Origin of the sequence: Paenibacillus sp. FSL H7-0716 (genome assembly GCF_038002705.1) — a bacterium.
In the GTDB taxonomy this organism is placed as follows: domain Bacteria; phylum Bacillota; class Bacilli; order Paenibacillales; family Paenibacillaceae; genus Paenibacillus_AQ; species Paenibacillus_AQ odorifer.
This window is the reverse complement of sequence record NZ_JBBODA010000010.1, coordinates 39,509-56,209: the sequence shown is the minus strand read 5'-3', so window position 1 is coordinate 56,209 and position 16,701 is coordinate 39,509. Positions and strand designations below refer to the sequence as shown.

The window sequence follows — 16,701 nt, the reverse complement described above, 5'->3', positions numbered from 1 at the left end:
CATATTTTAGGGGTAGAAGGGTAAGTTAGGAAGCAAGGGGGAGATTTCATGCGAAGTGGAATTCGTGAGCGACTTCATTTTCTAAATAAATTTCTGCATGCGCCCCGACAATATGGTAGTGTGACTCCCAGTTCACATTGGCTGGCCCAGACATTGCTTGATCCAGTGCCTTGGAACCAAGTGCATTCTATGGCTGAGTTGGGTGCGGGGACTGGTGCAATCACAAGGTTTATTCCGCGTGGAGAAAAGACCGGTATGAATGTTCTTCTATTTGAAATAGATCCTGATTTTCGCAGGCAATTAAGAGAGGAATTCCCCGGATGTTTCTGCAACAACGATTGTCTCCGGCTGCGTCTTGCGCTTCATAACAGCAGTCTGGAGAAGCTGGATTGTATCGTGAGTAGTTTGTCTTTGATGAATTTCTCGAAGCCAGACCGCACTAGGTTTATGGAACAGATCATTTCTTCTTTAAAAGAAGGAGGGTGGTTTATAACCTATGAATATTTTCCGCGGATGAAAACAGAGTTGAGCCAGCATTTTGAGATCCTCCACACGAAGTGGGTGCTGCTGAATTTCCCACCAGCGCTAGTTTATATTTGCAGGAAAAAAACCACAACGCAAGTGCAACGCGAAAATCCCAAATCAACAGTCAACGTAGTCCCAAACTCTCAGGTTTATACAAAAAGATAATCATCTTTATACAACAAATGCCGTCACCCATTACTCATTGGGGAACGGCATTTTTAATTGGGCACCGAAGGCATTTGAGCCCGATCAATAGAGAAGCTCAATATTCTCTTTGTTCAAACGCTTCAACCAAACCTCAGAAGGCTGGCGGTCTGTGATCAAAAAGTCGATTTGGCCAAGCTCGATCAGCTTCGTAAAGGCGGTCTTATCGAATTTGGTGTGATCGGCCAGGAGTATGACCTTGTTAGCTTGACGTAGCATATATTTCTTGAGCTCACACTCCGGTTCATTAGAATCTGTGATGCCCCGCTCCATATCTATTCCTTTACAACTGATAACCGCAGTGTCCACATTGTATCTTTGAATGGTGTCATGTGCTACAGGACCCACGAGTGACATGGATCGGTAACGTAAAGAACCACCGGTAGAGATGATATCCATCCCTGAATTCGAGAACTCATGCAAAATATTAATCGAGTTCGTGATAATGGTCAAATTGTTTTTATTGCCAAGCAGTTTTAGAAACTCAAAGGCTGTGGAGCTAGGATCCACCATTAACGTATCTCCATCATTGATTAAATCAAGCGCCTTAAGGGCGATTCCCCGTTTGATATCTGTATTCAGCGCATTGCGTGTAACAAAAGGCAAATCCTCGTTCGTGTGACGATTCAGCATGGCCCCGCCATAGGTTCGGCTTAGGATGCCATCCTTCTCCAGCTTCTCCAAGTCTCTGCGTATCGTCTCTTCTGTAACTTCAAACATCCGGCTTAGATCAGAGACTAATACTCGTTTATCCTGATGAACAAGATCTATGATTTTTTTGCGTCTTTCAGCTGCAAGCATAGGGATCACCTTTCCGAAATCTGTATATTCCTTAATCATAGCTCCAAATATCTGTGTTTTGCAATAAAATCAACGTAGAATCATGTTTGTTTTCCAATAATATTCACAAAACGGATATAAAACAAATAAAAACAACATAAATAATATTTAAAATGTTGACAACAAAGATTTACGGGCATACGATGAAGGAGAAAAGAAGTTCTGTAGTGGTAATTAGATTTGAAAGATACCAGAGCCGGCCCAGTTGCGATTCAGAGGCCAGCCTGAGACGCTGCAGCCGGGATACTACGCTCTAGCTTGCAGAGTTGTGTGTAAAACTTTGGTGTTGATAAATTAACTTTAGGAGGCTGGTCAAGCAATGAGCACGCATGTGTATTATGTTCCATCGATCAATATTATGGGCAAAGGATGCTTGCAGGAGATTGGTCCATACATCCAAGAGCTTAAATTAAAAAAGGCGCTTGTAGTTACGGACAAATTCCTTATGAAAAGTGGCATTGCTGGTAAATTGCTGGCGGTATTGGAGGAAGCGGGGATTGAATATGCCATCTATGATGAAGTGAAACCCAATCCGACCTGTAAAAATGTCCACGATGGCGTAGATTATCTCAAGTCGCAGAATTGTGATTATCTGATTTCCATCGGCGGTGGATCACCACAGGATACTGCCAAAGCCATTGGTATCCTTGCCACAAATGGCGGTCATATCAAAGAATATGAAGGTGTACACAAGTCTAAGCATAAATCACTGCCGATTGTTGCCGTGAATACCACAGCCGGTACTTCGGCTGAAGTGACCATTAACTATGTAATCACAGACGAAGAACGCAAAGTGAAGATGGTTATGGTAGATAAAAACAGCCTTGCGACGATTTCAGTCAACGATCCTGAGCTTATGGTTGAGAAACCCGCTGCACTTACCGCGGCCACGGGTATGGATGCACTGACTCATGCGATTGAAGCGTTGGTGACGCCAGGAGCTTATCCGGTAACTGATGCTACGGCACTAGCCGCAGTGGAGCTAATTTTTGCTAATCTGGCTCGTACTGTGAAGAATGGCCATGATATCGAAGCGCGTGAACAGATGGTATACGCGATATTCCTTGGCGGATTGGCTTTCAATAATGCGGGGCTTGGTTATGTGCATGCGATGGCGCATCAGCTGGGCGGCGTATACGATCTGCCGCACGGCGTATGTAACGCGATGCTGCTGCCTTTTGTGGAAGAAGAAAATGCCAAATATGTGCCTGAGAAATTCAGATCCATTGCTAAAGCGATTGGACTTAATGTAGAGAACCAAACGGATAAACAATGCGCAGATTTCGTAATTGAGTCGATCAAGGCGTTGTCTAAAGAAGTAGGGATTCCAGCCAAATTATCCGAGCTTGGTGTAGAAGAAGTAGATCTTGATCTTCTGGCTGAAAATTCGATGAAGGATGCTTGTGCACCAGGGAACCCTTTTATTCCTACTAAAGAAGAAGTTATTACACTGTTCAAAAAAATATTATAAATCACCCCTTATCATAGGAGATTGTTTATGAATAATCACATCGCCGTTGACATCGGGGCCTCAAGTGGGCGGCTGGTGCGCGGAATATTGCAAGAAGGTATTCTTTCCTTAGAAGAGCTTCATCGCTTTAGCAATAGCTTTACGGAACAAGAGGGTTCCTGTTTCTGGGACATTGATTATTTAGTAGAGCAGATTATGATCGGGCTTCAGAAAGCTAAAACCGATGGGATTACTACCTGTACGCTTGGTATTGATACATGGGGTGTAGATTATGTGCTGGTAGATGCGGAAGGGAATCGTGTTCAGGAAGTATACGCCTACCGTGACCGCAGAACGGATCTGGCTGTGGATCAGGTGGCACAGCAGCTTTCACCACAAACCGTCTATGAAAAGACAGGAATCCAGCAGTTATCCATCAATACCTTGAATCAATTATATGTTCATAAAGAAGAAGAGTTAGCGCAAGCGGATCAAATTTTACTTGTACCAGATTATCTATATTACCGACTGACTGGCTGCAAGATCAATGAGGTTACTATCGCATCTACAACACAGCTGTTGAATCTGGAAAGCCGGGATTTTGACGATGACCTATTAGAATTTTTGAATATCAGGAAAGATCAATTTGCAAAATTAACTGAGCCTGGTGTAGTGGTTGGTCCTCTTGACGAAGCTTTAATCCAACAATATGACCTGCCTGAATGCCAACTGATTTGTGTGGCTTCCCATGATACGGCCTCAGCAGTGCTAGGTGCTCCACTTCAAGAAGGTTCAGCTTATATCAGCAGTGGAACTTGGTCTTTACTCGGTGTAGAAAGAACGGAGCCTCTAAATTCTCTACAAGCCATGCAGGCCAACTACACCAATGAGTGGGGAGCCTACGGAACTTATAGATTCCTCAAAAATGTAATGGGCTTATGGCTTATTCAAGAGGTTCGCAGATTACTGAACAATTGTTATAGTTTTGCGGAGCTTGCAGAGCTTGCGCAGGGAGAAGAGGGGTTTCGCAGCCTCATCCCTTGTAATGTACCAAGGTTTCTAAATCCATCCAACATGATAGAAGAAATCCGCAGTGCCTGTATGGAGAGTGGGCAGCCCGTTCCGGAGACACCTGGACAGTTAGCACGTTGTGTTTTTGACAGCTTGGCGTTATCCTATCTAACTTATTTGGAAGAGTTGGAGGAGCTGACAGAAGGTCGGATCGAGGGATTGCAAATTGTCGGCGGCGGGGCGAACAATCGGCTTTTATGCCAACTAACAGCTGACGTTATTGGCAGGGAAGTAAAGGCTGGACCAACGGAAGCGACTGCCCTAGGAAATATAGTAGTGCAGATGATTAGCACAGATTCCATTGCAGACATAACTGAGGCAAGAGCTATTATCGAACAATCTTTTGAAATAACATCATACATTCCGCAGCCGATCAAGCATTTTGATAACATTCTAAATCGCTGGAGAAGCCTTCATCTGTCCAGAGTGAATGAGCTTATCTAAGCGAAACAGACATTGCACTATTTTAGGAGGATAAACAGTATGGATCAGAGCATTATCACTAGCTATAACGAAGCCAAAAAACTATACGCAGCCCACGGTATTGATGTGGATAATGTGCTGGAGCGACTCGCGCAAATTAAAATTTCCATACATTGCTGGCAGGGAGATGATGTAAAAGGTTTTCTTTTTAAGGAAAAAGAACTAAGCGGGGGCATTGCGGTAACGGGAAGTTATCCGGGCCGGGCAGGTACACCAGATGAACTACGTCAAGATTTAGAAAAGGCGTTATCTCTTATTCCTGGTAAACATAAGGTTAACCTGCATGCTATTTACGCAGATACAGATGAACCTGTAGATTTGGATGAACTAGAGCCACGACATTTTCAATCCTGGGTGGATTGGGCGAAGGAGCAGGGCTTAGGGCTTGATTTTAACCCTACTTGTTTCTCACATCCAAAAGCAGCCGATGGATTCACTCTCAGTCATTCGGACGCGGAGATTCGGGATTTCTGGATCAGACACTGTAAAGCTTCACGTACGATCGCTGAGCATTTTGGACGGGAGCTGGGTCAGCCTTGTGTGACGAATTTTTGGATTCCAGACGGTTATAAAGATACGCCAGTAGATCGGCTAGCTCCAAGAGTACGTTTAAAAGAGTCGCTGGATGAGATTTTTAGTCAGGAAATAGATCCGCTTTATAATTTGGATGCCTTGGAAAGTAAACTGTTTGGAATTGGTTCTGAAAGTTATGTGGTTGGCTCTCATGAATTCTATATGGGTTATGGTTTAACAAATGGAAAAGCGATCTGTTTGGATGCGGGACATTTTCATCCTACAGAAGTGATATCGAATAAATTATCTTCGATTCTGATGTTCAGTGAGCAGCTGCTGCTGCATGTCAGTAGACCTGTCCGCTGGGATAGTGACCATGTGGTAACAATGGATGATGAGCTGCTGGAAATCGCCCGTGAATTGGTTCGTGGGGATTTACTTCCTCGTACGAATATTGGATTGGATTTCTTTGATGGCAGTATCAATCATCTCGCGGCATGGGTCATAGGTACCCGCAATACTATTAAGGCGTTGCTGCGTGCGATGCTGGAACCAGTGGAAGAACTTAAGCAAATCGAGCGGTCCGGGGATTACACTTCACGTCTTGCTCTGGTAGAAGAGTTCAAATCGTATCCGTTTGGAGCGGTCTGGGATTACTACTGTGCCTCACAAGGTTCACCGGTGCGTGAACAATGGCTTACTGAAGTGAAAAATTATGAACAAGACGTTTTGTCTTTAAGATAAAAGTGGATACGGAGAGCAGCAAATACAAAGGAGAGAATAGACTATGAGTACGTCCTTGTTAGAATCAAAAGGTTATATTGCCAGCAGTGAAGCTCCATTTATTCAGGAAATGTCAGAGATCACCCGTCATATGTGGGAGCTTGGCTGGGATGAACTGAATGGTGGGAATGTCAGCTATTTGCTGGATGAGAATGAAGTGGCTAAGTATATTAATGTACTGGAGCCGTTGCGCACGATCAAACTCACCTTTCCGGTAAAAGAATTAGCAGGCAAGTACTTTATCGTAACAGGTTCGGGCAAATATTTCAGAAATGTGATTAAAGACCCTGAAGCGAATCTGGGTGTGTTAAGAGTTAGTGGCAATGGCGAAAGTGTGGAAGTATTGTGGGGATTGCGGAATGGTGCAGTTCCTACGAGTGAGCTCGCTTCGCATTTTATGAGTCATATTGAACGCTTGAAAGTAGATCCCACACACCGTATCGTGCTGCATACACATGCTACAAATGTGATCGCGATGACCTTCACGCATGATCTGGACGAACTGAAGTTTACCAAAACGTTATGGGAAATGTGCACAGAGTGCCTTGTTGTTTTCCCTGATGGGGTCAGTGTTATTCCGTGGATTGTTCCGGGCAGCAGTGAAATCGGCCGTGAGACTGCCAAAAAAATGAAGGATCACCGTTTAGTCATCTGGCCGCAGCATGGGATTTTTGGCACGGGCTCCACCATGGATGCTACCTTTGGTCTAGTAGAAACGGTTGAAAAGGCTGCGACGATCTACAACTTGATTGGCGGTAGAGAAATCAAACAAAAGATCACAGACCAACAGCTATGGGATTTAGCTAAAGCATTTGGAGTTACACCTAAAGCGGGGATTCTTGAAGTCTAGAGAGTCATTATAATTTGGTAAAAACCGGGCATTCGTAGATTCTGCGAGGTCCGGTTTTTTTGTCTTTTTCTTAAAATTTGCATTTCCCATCTTTTGGGTAGATAATAAGCTTACTTAAAGTAATCAATTAATAAATTGGAGGTAACATATGAATACAGAGCAACTATTTTCACCTTTTCAAGTGGGGAATCTTTCGCTGTCGAACCGATTTGTAATGGCGCCGATGACACGCGCGCAGTCTCCGAATGGTATGCCGGGAAGCAATGTTGCCGCTTATTATCGTAGACGTGCAGAGGGTGGAGTGGGATTAATTGTTACTGAGGGTACTGCGGTAAATCATCCAGCGGCTGTCAGTCACCAAGATATTCCTAATATACATGAAGAAGCATCTTTAGAAGGCTGGAAGAAGGTTGTGGAAGAGGTTCACGCAGCTGGGGGCAAGATCATCCCGCAGCTTTGGCATGTGGGGATGGCGCGTACAATCGGCGAGTATCCTAACGTTGAAGCCCTTCCTGTAGGCCCTTCGGGTCTGAATTTAGCAGGTGAGCCGGTGACAGAGCCGCTGACCACAGAAGAGGTTGAAAGCTTAGTATCAGCCTTCGCTCAAGCGGCGGCAAATGCCAAAAACGTTGGCTTTGATGGCATCGAGCTGCATGGCGCTCATGGGTATCTGATAGACCAGTTCTTCTGGGATAGAACGAATAAACGTACCGATCGTTACGGTGGCGATTTGGTAGGAAGAACAACATTCGCTGTCGAGATCATTAAAGCATGCCGTCAAGCGGTTGGACCAGACTTCCCAATCGTGCTGCGCTTTTCCCAGTGGAAGTTGGGGGCGTATGATGAGAAGCTGGCGAAGACTTCAGAAGAACTTGCGAGTTTCCTGGCACCGCTTAGCGAAGCGGGTGTAGATATTTTTCATTGCTCGACCCGACGCTTCAGTCAACCTGAATTTGCTGGCTCTGATCTTAATTTAGCTGGGTGGACTAAGAAGCTTACCGGGAAGCCGTGTATTACAGTGGGCTCTATTGGCCTGCAAAGCGATTTCTTCGCAGAAGATAAAGCTCAGAAGCCTGCGGATAATATCGATGAGTTAACTGAAAGGTTCGCTCGGGAGGAGTTTGATTTGGTTGCAGTGGGCAGAGCGCTTATTAGCGATCCGGCTTGGCCCGCTAAAGTACAAAGCGGAGCGATAGACGAAATCATCCCATTTACTCCTGAAGCGACGAATACGCTTTACTAAAACTAGCAGAATATACAATGACTATTTTTTTAGGTAAGAGGTTGTGTAACTGTTTCAAGAGTAGTGTATCTGCTTATAATAGTAGCATACCCCCCTTAATATGATAGAACTTGACCCTGCCAAACGTTGGCGGGGTATTTTTTTGTCGATATGCAACGCTCCTTTACATCATTAATAGACCGGGCACTTCTATGTTAGGCCAGCAATATGTTATAATTTTAAATTAGCAAAGTATAAAAATAATTGTTGAACAATAGAGGACGTGAAAACAGCATGACAAAGGGGAACCACAACTCACCGGACTTAAAATCCGGCAAGGGTTCTAAGGATTATTCGAAATATTTTGATTTTAGTGATGCAAAGGTAATTAGTGAAGAAGAAGGTAAAGTTACTTACCGGATTAAAGGAAGAAATGTGCAAATTAATAGCCAGCCTGACTATAAAGAAGGAAAACGGCGCGGCAAGGAAGAAATAGAAGTTCATTATGATTTCGAGATTCCTGAAGAGATGCAGAATTTCGGAGTGGGCAAATATTATCATATAACGACTTATGGCTGCCAAATGAATGAGCATGACACGGAAACGATGAAGGGCCTATTGGAACAGATGGGCTACCGCAGTGTCGCTGACCGTAATGATGCGGATCTCATTTTGCTGAATACTTGTGCGATTCGGGAGAACGCCGAGGATAAAGTATTTGGAGAGCTTGGACATCTTAAGAACCTGAAGATCGAGAAGCCGGGTCTGTTGTTAGGGGTATGCGGTTGCATGTCCCAAGAGGAAGGCGTAGTCAACCGGATTATGTCAAAGCATGGCTTCGTGGATATGATCTTCGGTACGCATAATATTCACCGGTTGCCACACCTCATTAAAGAAGCTGTATTTAGTAAAGAGCTTGTGGTTGAGGTATGGTCCAAAGAAGGCGACATTATTGAGAACTTGCCGAAGAAGCGGGAAGGCATGCGCGCTTGGGTGAACATTATGTATGGTTGTGATAAGTTCTGCACGTATTGCATCGTACCGTTTACGCGCGGTAAAGAACGCAGTCGTCGTCCAGAGGACGTCATCGCTGAGGTGAGAGAGCTTGCGCGCCAAGGCTTCAAGGAAGTAACGCTACTGGGGCAGAACGTAAATGCTTACGGTAAAGATTTTACAGATATTGATTACACCTTCGGTAACCTGATGGATGATATGCGTCTGATTGATATTCCACGCATTCGCTTTATGACATCGCATCCACGAGATTTTGACGATAAATTGATTGAGGTTTTAGGCAAAGGCGGCAACTTGGTGGAGCATATCCATCTGCCGGTTCAATCGGGAAGTACTGCCGTTCTTAAGAAAATGAGCCGTAAATATACCCGGGAAGCTTATCTGGAATTAGTACGCAAGATTAAGATAAGTGTGCCGAATGCTGTATTAAGTACCGATATTATCGTTGGTTTCCCTGGGGAGACTGATGAGCAATTTGAAGATACCCTATCGCTTGTGCGTCAGGTTGGGTATGATATGGCATATACGTTCATTTATTCTCCACGGGAGGGCACCCCAGCAGCGGCGATGGAAGATAATGTACCGATGTCGGTGAAGAGTGAACGTCTGCAAAGATTAAATGATCTCATCAAAGAGAACAGCCGGATCATTAATGACCGGATGCTGGGTGAAGTTGTAGAGGTGCTGGTAGAAGGGGAGAGTAAGAATAACTCCCAAGTCCTTTCCGGCCGTTCCCGAGCTAACAAGCTGGTCCATTTTGAAGGTCCTAAGGAGCTTATCGGCACATTTGTAAACGTGAGAATTACAGATACCAAAACATGGTACATTAAAGGGGATATTGTGGTTGAGGCCGCAGCTGTTCATTAATCACATACGAATGGGGAGATGACTAATGAGTACAGAAGAACATCAGTTGAATAAATATGGAATGAAAACTTATAATACCCGTGATCTGATCGTTCGCGAGGATATTATGGGCAAAGCTAAAGAACTAGCATCATTAATCTCAACCAGTGAAGAGGTACGCCATTTTCAGCAGGCGGAGCAAAAAATTCTTAATCACGAGCGTGTGCAAGGACTGATTGCAACCATTAAGAAAAAACAAAAAGAAATCGTGGCCTTCGAAAGCTTCAATAATAAAGATATGGTCGCCAAAATTGAACGTGAAATTGAAGTGCTGCAAGATGAGATCGACGGTATTCCAGTCGTGAACGAATTTCAGCAAAGCCAGAGCGACATTAATTATTTGCTCCAGCTGGTAATTTCCGTAATTAGAGATACCGTTTCGGAAAAAATAAATGTGGAAGCCGGCACTGAAGCGCCTCCGACCACATGCGGATAACCCACACTCAGTTCAGGGGGCGGATGCAGATCCGTCCCTTTATTTCAATATAAGAGGTAGAAGTAAAGTGCATGAATATACATAATCTTATAATTCAACGACAACGTCGTTTCTCATATAGTCTTTTTTGTAGGATAATGTAAAATAATGGAATTCAACTGTTGATTTATGAAGAACATGTTTGGTACATTTAAAGATACGAATAAGTAAAACTACAGCTTCGGAAAAGGATGGGGCAATTATGAGCGACAATGGGGAATTAACCTATAACGCCAAAAAATATCGTACACCGGATGGTGTTCCGGCCGACATTGTAATGTTTACACTGACCAAACGCGAACGGAAGACGGTCACCAAGACGCTGCCTTTACGTGAGTTGAAGGTAATGTTAATTAGACGGAAAAAATGGCCATGTGCAGGCATGTGGGCTCTACCAGGCGGATTCTGTCAGGAAGATGAGTCTATTTATGATGCTGCAACTCGTGAGCTGAAAGAAGAGACCGGTGTCGATGGAGGCCACTTAGAATATCTTGGGGTTTATAGTACACCTGGCCGCGACCCTCGGGGCTGGATTATCAGCCATGCCTTTTTCGCCTTAGTAGAAGAGTGGATGCTGGAGCAAAGACAAGCTTCCGACGATGCGGGTGAAGTGGGTTTATTTACTTTACAGGAAGCGTTAGAAGAACTGGAGCTCGCTTTTGACCACCATGAAATCATCAAGGATGCATACGTACGTATCCAACAGCAAATGCTGCAGACAACGATAGCAAGACAGTTTTTGCCTAGACATTTTACGCTAAGTGAGCTTTATCAGGTGATTCAGACAGTTGTGCCGGAATTTAAAGAGCCAAATTTTATTCGGAAAATCACGTCAACACGCAGCCGTCAGGGTATATTAAAAGAAGTGAGAGATGAAGAGGGCAATGCACTCAGCTCCAATCAATACTCACAACGCCCGGCTCAGCTGTATATGTTTACAGATCACGAGCCATTGTTGTCCATTTATACGTAGTGTCTTAAATCAGGGGAGGGATGATTCTCATGAGAGCACTAATAGTAATTGACTTTACCAATGATTTTGTCGATGGGAATTTACCTGTTGGGCAGCCTGCAATCGATATCGAACCAAGAATCAGCCATTTAACGTCTGAGTTTGTTCAAAATGGTGATTATGTTGTAATGGCTGTAGATTTACATGAAGACAATGATCCTTGTCATCCTGAGAGTAAACTGTTTCCACCTCACAATGTACGAGGGACTATAGGGCGGGAGCTTTATGGAAGTTTGAAAACTGTTTATGAAGCTGACCAGGATTCCATCTATTGGATGGACAAAACTCGATATAGCGCTTTTAGTGGAACTGATCTGGAGATTAAGCTGCGGGAACGTGGCATTACTGACCTTCATTTGATTGGCGTATGTACAGATATATGTGTGTTGCACACTGCGGTGGATGCATATAACAAAGGTTTTACTATTACTGTGCACGAAGATGCGGTCGCCAGCTTCAACGCGGATGGACATAAATGGGCACTAAATCATTTCCGGGGAAGTTTAGGAGCAGACGTTGTTAAGGCATAATACTATAAAAAACATACACATACAGCAACGTGGATATTAGGAGATGAGGACTTGAAGAGAGAACTTGCGCTACATACAGATAAATATCAGATCAATATGATGTATGCTCACTGGGTGAATGGAAGCCATAAGCGAAAAGCTGTATTTGAAGCTTATTTCCGCAAATTGCCTTTCGGAAACGGCTATGCCGTGTTCGCAGGACTAGAGCGTATCGTCGGGTACATCGGCGGCTTGCGTTTCACCGAAGATGATATCCGTTACTTGTCGGAGCAAGAAGAAAATTACGCTCCCGCTTTTTTGGAAGAATTGCTGCAATTTCATTTTCAGGGCAACGTTTATTCGATGAAAGAAGGGGCATTGATTTTTCCGGATGAACCACTAATCCGTGTGGAAGGGACGATCATGGAAGCTCAGCTGGTGGAGACTGCTATTCTGAACTTCATGAACTACCAGACGCTGATCGCTACGAAGGCTTCCCGAATCAAGCAGGTAGCTCCAAATGATATCCTGCTGGAGTTTGGTACCCGGCGGGCACAAGAAGCGGATGCGGCGGTCTGGGGCGCTAGAGCGGCCTATATCGGCGGCTTTGATGCAACCTCCAACATGCTGGCAGGTAAAATGTTTGGCATCCCTACCAAAGGTACGCATGCTCATTCTTGGGTTCAGAGCTTCAGCAGCGAGCAGGAAGCTTTTGATGCTTATGCTAAGGTAATGCCGGATGAAGTTACACTATTAGTTGATACCTTCGATACATTGCGCAGTGGTGTGCCGAATGCGATTAGAACCGCCAAAAAGCTTGAAGCTCAAGGTAAAAAAATGATCGGTATCCGCTTAGACAGCGGTGACTTGGCCTATCTATCCCGGCAGGCGCGGAACATGCTAGATGAAGCGGGGCTAGATTATGTGAAGATTGTGGCGTCCAACGATCTGGATGAGAATACAATCATGGATCTGAAGCTGCAAGGTGCAGCCATCGACACATGGGGTGTAGGCACACAATTGATTACGGCTTCGGATCAACCCTCTTTGGGTGGGGTCTATAAGCTGGTAGAAATTGAGTCTGCAACTGGAGAAATGGTACCGACGATCAAGATTTCTTCTAACCCTGAAAAAGTATCCACACCAGGCAGCAAAGACGTATTCCGGATTATCGGGAAAAATGGCAAAGCGCTAGCAGATTATATCTGCTTCCCGGAAGAGGAAGCTCCACGCAATGGCGGTCGGGTGAAGCTGTTTAATCCGCTGCATCCATATATGCACAAGTATGTGGAGCGTTATGAAGCACTGCCTATGCTTGAGCCGATTTACGTGAACGGCTTCCAGGTCTACACTTTGCCGGATCTGAATGAAGTTCGCCGTTACCATCGGGAACAAAAGGATCTGTTCTGGCCGGAATATCTTCGTAAGCTCAATCCTGAGGTGTACCGGGTGAATCTGAGTGAGAAGGTCTGGACCAGCAAGCAACAATTGATCGCGGAGCATATTCAGCCGGAGATCGAGTAGGTTTTGTAGTTTCGATGGAAAGAAGCACGGGAAGATTAGTTTCCCGTGCTCTTTTGCGTTTGGGTGAAGCCGATGTTTGGGTGAAGCTTGCGTTTGTTAACTTCGAACGCCGCGATTTTATTTTCTCAGTGTATATTAAGCTAGTTTGTTCGCGAATATTTGATTTGGTTTTTGTTGCATTTTGTGTAACAGAACACTAGTTACAGTATATCGACAAAATACCATACACCTAAAAGAATAAGTAATTCCCGAAGAATGGGGCGTATCCGGTGTGAGTGAGCGAATCAACGGTATAAATCCCGCAGAATGAGGGGAATCCGATGCGAGTGAGCGAATCAACGGTATAAATCCCGCAAAATGAGGCGCATCCGGTGGAGTGAGCAAATCAGCGGTATAAATCCCGCAGAATGAGGGGAATCCGATGCGAGTGGGCAAATCAACGGTATAAATCCCGCAGAATGAGGGGAATCCGTTGCGAGTGGGCAAATCAACGGTATAAATCCCGAAGAATGGGGCGAATCCGGTGCGAGGAGGCAAATCAACGGTCTTATAAGAAAAGGTGTATCCCCGTTCTACGCTATCGCGTGGAACAATGGATACACCTTTTTTCATGTAAATGCGAGATATATAGTTTAGTTCTTCTTCCGGAATTTCGCGAATGACCAGATGGTAAGCATCAGCAGGAAGCCCAGACATGTGCCTATGCTGATCCGGTTCTGAGTGTCGAAAAGGAAGGAAATCGTGATAACCGACAAACAGATAAGCGTCAAAATCGTTATATAAGGAAAGCCCCACACTTTAAAGCTTGGCTCTTTAGGATAGGTTTTCCGCAGCTTCAGCTGTGATAGACAGATGCTGATCCATACTAAGCTTACTACGAAGCCGGGAACAGCCATCAGCAGCCGGAAAAGTCCATCCTGTGCGAAGTACGCTAACATAGAACCAACAAAAAGAACTATAGCACAAAGTTTAAGACTGTTGATCGGCACACCTTTTGCTGAGGTCTTTGCTAAGCTACGTGGAGCTTCACCCTGTGAAGCCAAAGAGTGTAACATCCGTGTGGCGCCGTAGATACCGGAGTTAGCAGCAGAGAGCACAGCCGTAATCAGTATGAAGTTCATAACATGGTCAGCACCCTTAAGTCCTGTAGCCGCTAACACCTGCACAAAGGGGCTGGTATGCTCGTTAAGCTGATTCCAAGGAATTAACCCACAGATGATCAGAATTGGAATGGTGTAGAACAGAATAACACGCAAAATGAAGCTTTTGACAACTCTAGGCAACACTTTTTCTGCATCTTGAGTTTCTGTTAAGGTTAGTCCAATCAGCTCAGATCCGCCGTAGGAGAACATGACGACCAGAAGGGCAGAGAAGATAGGTGTCCAGCCTTGTGGGAATAATCCGCCATAATCCGTAAAATTACTTAAATAGGGAGTCCCTTCAGACATAGGCAATAGCCCAAACAATAATGCAGCTCCCAAGATAATAAAGATGATAATCATTGCAATTTTGATTCCCGCTAACCAAAACTCCGTCTCTCCATAACCGCTTACACTCATCATATTGATGCCAATAATTAAAGCCCCGCTTGCTAGACTCAGTAGCCATAACGGAACATCCGGTAACCAGTATTGCAAGAAGCTTCCTGCCGCCAGCACTTCGATTACGCAGACAGTCAACCACATGAAGCAATATAGCCAACCCACGATAAAGGAGAGCCGTTCTCCAAAAGCCTCGCGAATGAATTCCTTCATATTTTTGTTCGGGTATACCGTGGCCATTTCGGCAATTGCACCCATAACGACTAGTAGCAGCAAGCCTGCCAATACATAGGAGAGAACAACCCCTGGTCCAGCAATGCTTATCGTCTCAGAGCTTCCTTTGAAAATCCCCGTACCGATTACGCCGCCCATCGCCATAAAGCTGATATGCCGTGGAAGCAATTTTTTCTGTAATGATGCTTCGTTTGACTTCACATTTAATGCCTCCTAAGTAGGTTCAAAAAATTACACCAAGAATCAGTTTATCCTGAAATGGACTAGTTGAAAAGTATAAATGATACACAATTGTAGAAATAGAGGTGATTTTTCATCGGTGTGTGATATTTATCATGAAGAATGTGATGAATTTAACATCTTAATTTTTAATTTTATTGCTAAATGAAAGTAGATAAATAAGCTTAGGCAACACTTGGAAAATGCAAGATTTGTCACTTCGCGTCTTGCAAAATCAAGTTACAATCGTTGAAAAAGTCAAAAGGATATTATACTAGATGACATTCTGAAAGGGGCTATGTCGGTGGTACAGTTACCAAAAGTGAACGAGCTCGGATTTTTTGAGATTCGTCTGGAGTCAATTGGAGGGTTGGGTGCGAACCTGGCTGGTAAAATGCTTGCGGAAGCAGGTGTTGTCGGTGCTGGAATGAATGGGGTCAGCTTTTCGTCATATGGTTCGGAGAAGAAGGGATCAGCGGTAAAAGCACATATCCGGTTTTGTGATTTGAATACGCCTATTCGTGACACGTCTCCGGTTGAGCGTCCGCATGTTGTTGGGGTATTTCACGAAGCACTAGCAAAGACAGTTAACGTAATTAGCGGAATTTATGAACATAGCACAGTATTGGTGAACTCAGCAAAATCGCCGGAGGAATTGAAATCCTCTCTGAATATGATGGCAGGAACTATTGCAGTCGTTGATGCTACAACTATCGCCTTAGATGAGAAAAACCGCGTTAATATGGCGATGCTGGGCGCGTTGTTCCGGATGTGTGATTTCTTGGACCCTGAAATTATGAAAGGCGTTATAGAGAAATCACTAGGCAAAAAATATCCACAGGCAGTACAGTCAGCGTTGTCTACTTTCGACCGTGGATTTAATGAAGTTAAGTTTATGCATTTTCCACTGCCTGCGGGTGCGACAATGCCTGAATTCGTGCGGTCTGATATTTCCGCATTGGGTTATGAAACACAGCCAATCGGCGGTACCATTACGAATCCTGGCAGCAGCTTTTTAAAGAACTTGAGCATTTCTCGCTCCGGTTTGCTGCCTCATTTTAAGCAGGAGGAATGTATTCATTGTGCGCAGTGCGATACGGTGTGTCCTGATCTGTGTTTTGTTTGGGATGAGCAGCCTGATAAGAAGGGGCGTCCACAAATGTTCCTGCAAGGTATTGATTATCAATACTGCAAAGGCTGCCTAAAATGTGTAGAAGCTTGTCCTACAACTGCCTTGTCTGGCGAACGTGAGGAAGAGGGCTACGCAGAGAGTCATACGGTCCGGCATATTTTTGATCTCGTTACTGAGGCCTAATTAACGGAGGA

The 16,701-nt window shown here is 44.5% G+C and carries 15 protein-coding genes; 12 read left to right on the top strand and 3 right to left on the bottom strand.

From position 1 onward, the window contains the following. The first annotated feature begins 48 nt into the window (after nucleotides 1-48). The gene (locus MHH60_RS15160) at nucleotides 49-690 is read left to right on the top strand and encodes a class I SAM-dependent methyltransferase (RefSeq protein WP_076133822.1); all 642 of its coding nucleotides are present in this window, start codon (nucleotides 49-51) and stop codon (nucleotides 688-690) included. Nucleotides 691-774: 84 nt separating this feature from the next. Here the strand turns inward: MHH60_RS15160 and MHH60_RS15155 are convergent, their stop codons facing one another. Next, the gene (locus MHH60_RS15155; RefSeq protein ID WP_076100077.1) at nucleotides 775-1,530 is read right to left on the bottom strand and encodes a DeoR/GlpR family DNA-binding transcription regulator; all 756 of its coding nucleotides are present in this window, start codon (nucleotides 1,528-1,530) and stop codon (nucleotides 775-777) included. A gap of 358 nt (nucleotides 1,531-1,888) precedes the next feature. Here MHH60_RS15155 and MHH60_RS15150 point away from each other — a divergent pair, with 358 nt between their 5' ends. The 10 genes from MHH60_RS15150 (at nucleotide 1,889) to MHH60_RS15105 (ending at nucleotide 13,381) form a co-directional block, all read left to right on the top strand. Then, complete coding sequence (locus tag MHH60_RS15150) at nucleotides 1,889-3,040, top strand: iron-containing alcohol dehydrogenase (protein ID WP_076133821.1); 1,152 nt, start codon at nucleotides 1,889-1,891, stop codon at nucleotides 3,038-3,040. A 27-nt stretch (nucleotides 3,041-3,067) separates the two neighbouring features. Continuing rightward, nucleotides 3,068-4,534, top strand: coding sequence for a rhamnulokinase (gene rhaB, locus MHH60_RS15145; protein WP_076133820.1), 1,467 nt, complete (start codon nucleotides 3,068-3,070; stop codon nucleotides 4,532-4,534). A gap of 39 nt (nucleotides 4,535-4,573) precedes the next feature. Continuing rightward, complete coding sequence (rhaA, locus tag MHH60_RS15140) at nucleotides 4,574-5,830, top strand: L-rhamnose isomerase (RefSeq protein WP_076133819.1); 1,257 nt, start codon at nucleotides 4,574-4,576, stop codon at nucleotides 5,828-5,830. 43 nt (nucleotides 5,831-5,873) lie between these two features. Next, entirely contained in the window at nucleotides 5,874-6,719 is an 846-nt protein-coding gene (gene rhaD, locus MHH60_RS15135; RefSeq protein ID WP_036688060.1) for a rhamnulose-1-phosphate aldolase, read from the top strand. Between the two features lie 148 nt (nucleotides 6,720-6,867). Next, nucleotides 6,868-7,962, top strand: a complete 1,095-nt coding sequence (locus MHH60_RS15130; RefSeq protein ID WP_076133818.1) for an NADH:flavin oxidoreductase — start codon at nucleotides 6,868-6,870, stop codon at nucleotides 7,960-7,962. Between the two features lie 273 nt (nucleotides 7,963-8,235). Then, nucleotides 8,236-9,822, top strand: coding sequence for a tRNA (N6-isopentenyl adenosine(37)-C2)-methylthiotransferase MiaB (gene miaB / locus MHH60_RS15125; protein ID WP_076133817.1), 1,587 nt, complete (start codon nucleotides 8,236-8,238; stop codon nucleotides 9,820-9,822). Between the two features lie 25 nt (nucleotides 9,823-9,847). Beyond that, nucleotides 9,848-10,297 carry a RicAFT regulatory complex protein RicA family protein gene (locus tag MHH60_RS15120; RefSeq protein ID WP_076133816.1) on the top strand — a complete coding sequence of 150 codons (450 nt, stop codon included), beginning with the start codon at nucleotides 9,848-9,850 and terminating at the stop codon, nucleotides 10,295-10,297. A gap of 241 nt (nucleotides 10,298-10,538) precedes the next feature. Continuing rightward, the gene (locus MHH60_RS15115; RefSeq protein ID WP_036688055.1) at nucleotides 10,539-11,309 is read left to right on the top strand and encodes an NUDIX domain-containing protein; all 771 of its coding nucleotides are present in this window, start codon (nucleotides 10,539-10,541) and stop codon (nucleotides 11,307-11,309) included. A gap of 29 nt (nucleotides 11,310-11,338) precedes the next feature. After that, nucleotides 11,339-11,878: a cysteine hydrolase family protein gene (locus MHH60_RS15110; protein WP_076133815.1), complete on the top strand. Its 540-nt coding sequence runs from the start codon at nucleotides 11,339-11,341 to the stop codon at nucleotides 11,876-11,878. A 51-nt stretch (nucleotides 11,879-11,929) separates the two neighbouring features. Beyond that, the gene (locus MHH60_RS15105) at nucleotides 11,930-13,381 is read left to right on the top strand and encodes a nicotinate phosphoribosyltransferase (protein ID WP_076128292.1); all 1,452 of its coding nucleotides are present in this window, start codon (nucleotides 11,930-11,932) and stop codon (nucleotides 13,379-13,381) included. Nucleotides 13,382-13,516: 135 nt separating this feature from the next. Here MHH60_RS15105 and MHH60_RS15100 read toward each other — a convergent pair whose 3' ends face one another. Further along, entirely contained in the window at nucleotides 13,517-13,993 is a 477-nt protein-coding gene (locus tag MHH60_RS15100; RefSeq protein WP_143766636.1) for a hypothetical protein, read from the bottom strand. 20 nt (nucleotides 13,994-14,013) lie between these two features. Next, nucleotides 14,014-15,357 carry an amino acid permease gene (locus MHH60_RS15095; RefSeq protein ID WP_036688050.1) on the bottom strand — a complete coding sequence of 448 codons (1,344 nt, stop codon included), beginning with the start codon at nucleotides 15,355-15,357 and terminating at the stop codon, nucleotides 14,014-14,016. Between the two features lie 322 nt (nucleotides 15,358-15,679). Here MHH60_RS15095 and MHH60_RS15090 point away from each other — a divergent pair, with 322 nt between their 5' ends. Then, a complete protein-coding gene (locus MHH60_RS15090) occupies nucleotides 15,680-16,690 on the top strand; it encodes a 2-oxoacid:acceptor oxidoreductase family protein (RefSeq protein WP_143766640.1) in 1,011 nt (336 codons plus the stop codon). Nucleotides 16,691-16,701: the final 11 nt, after the last annotated feature.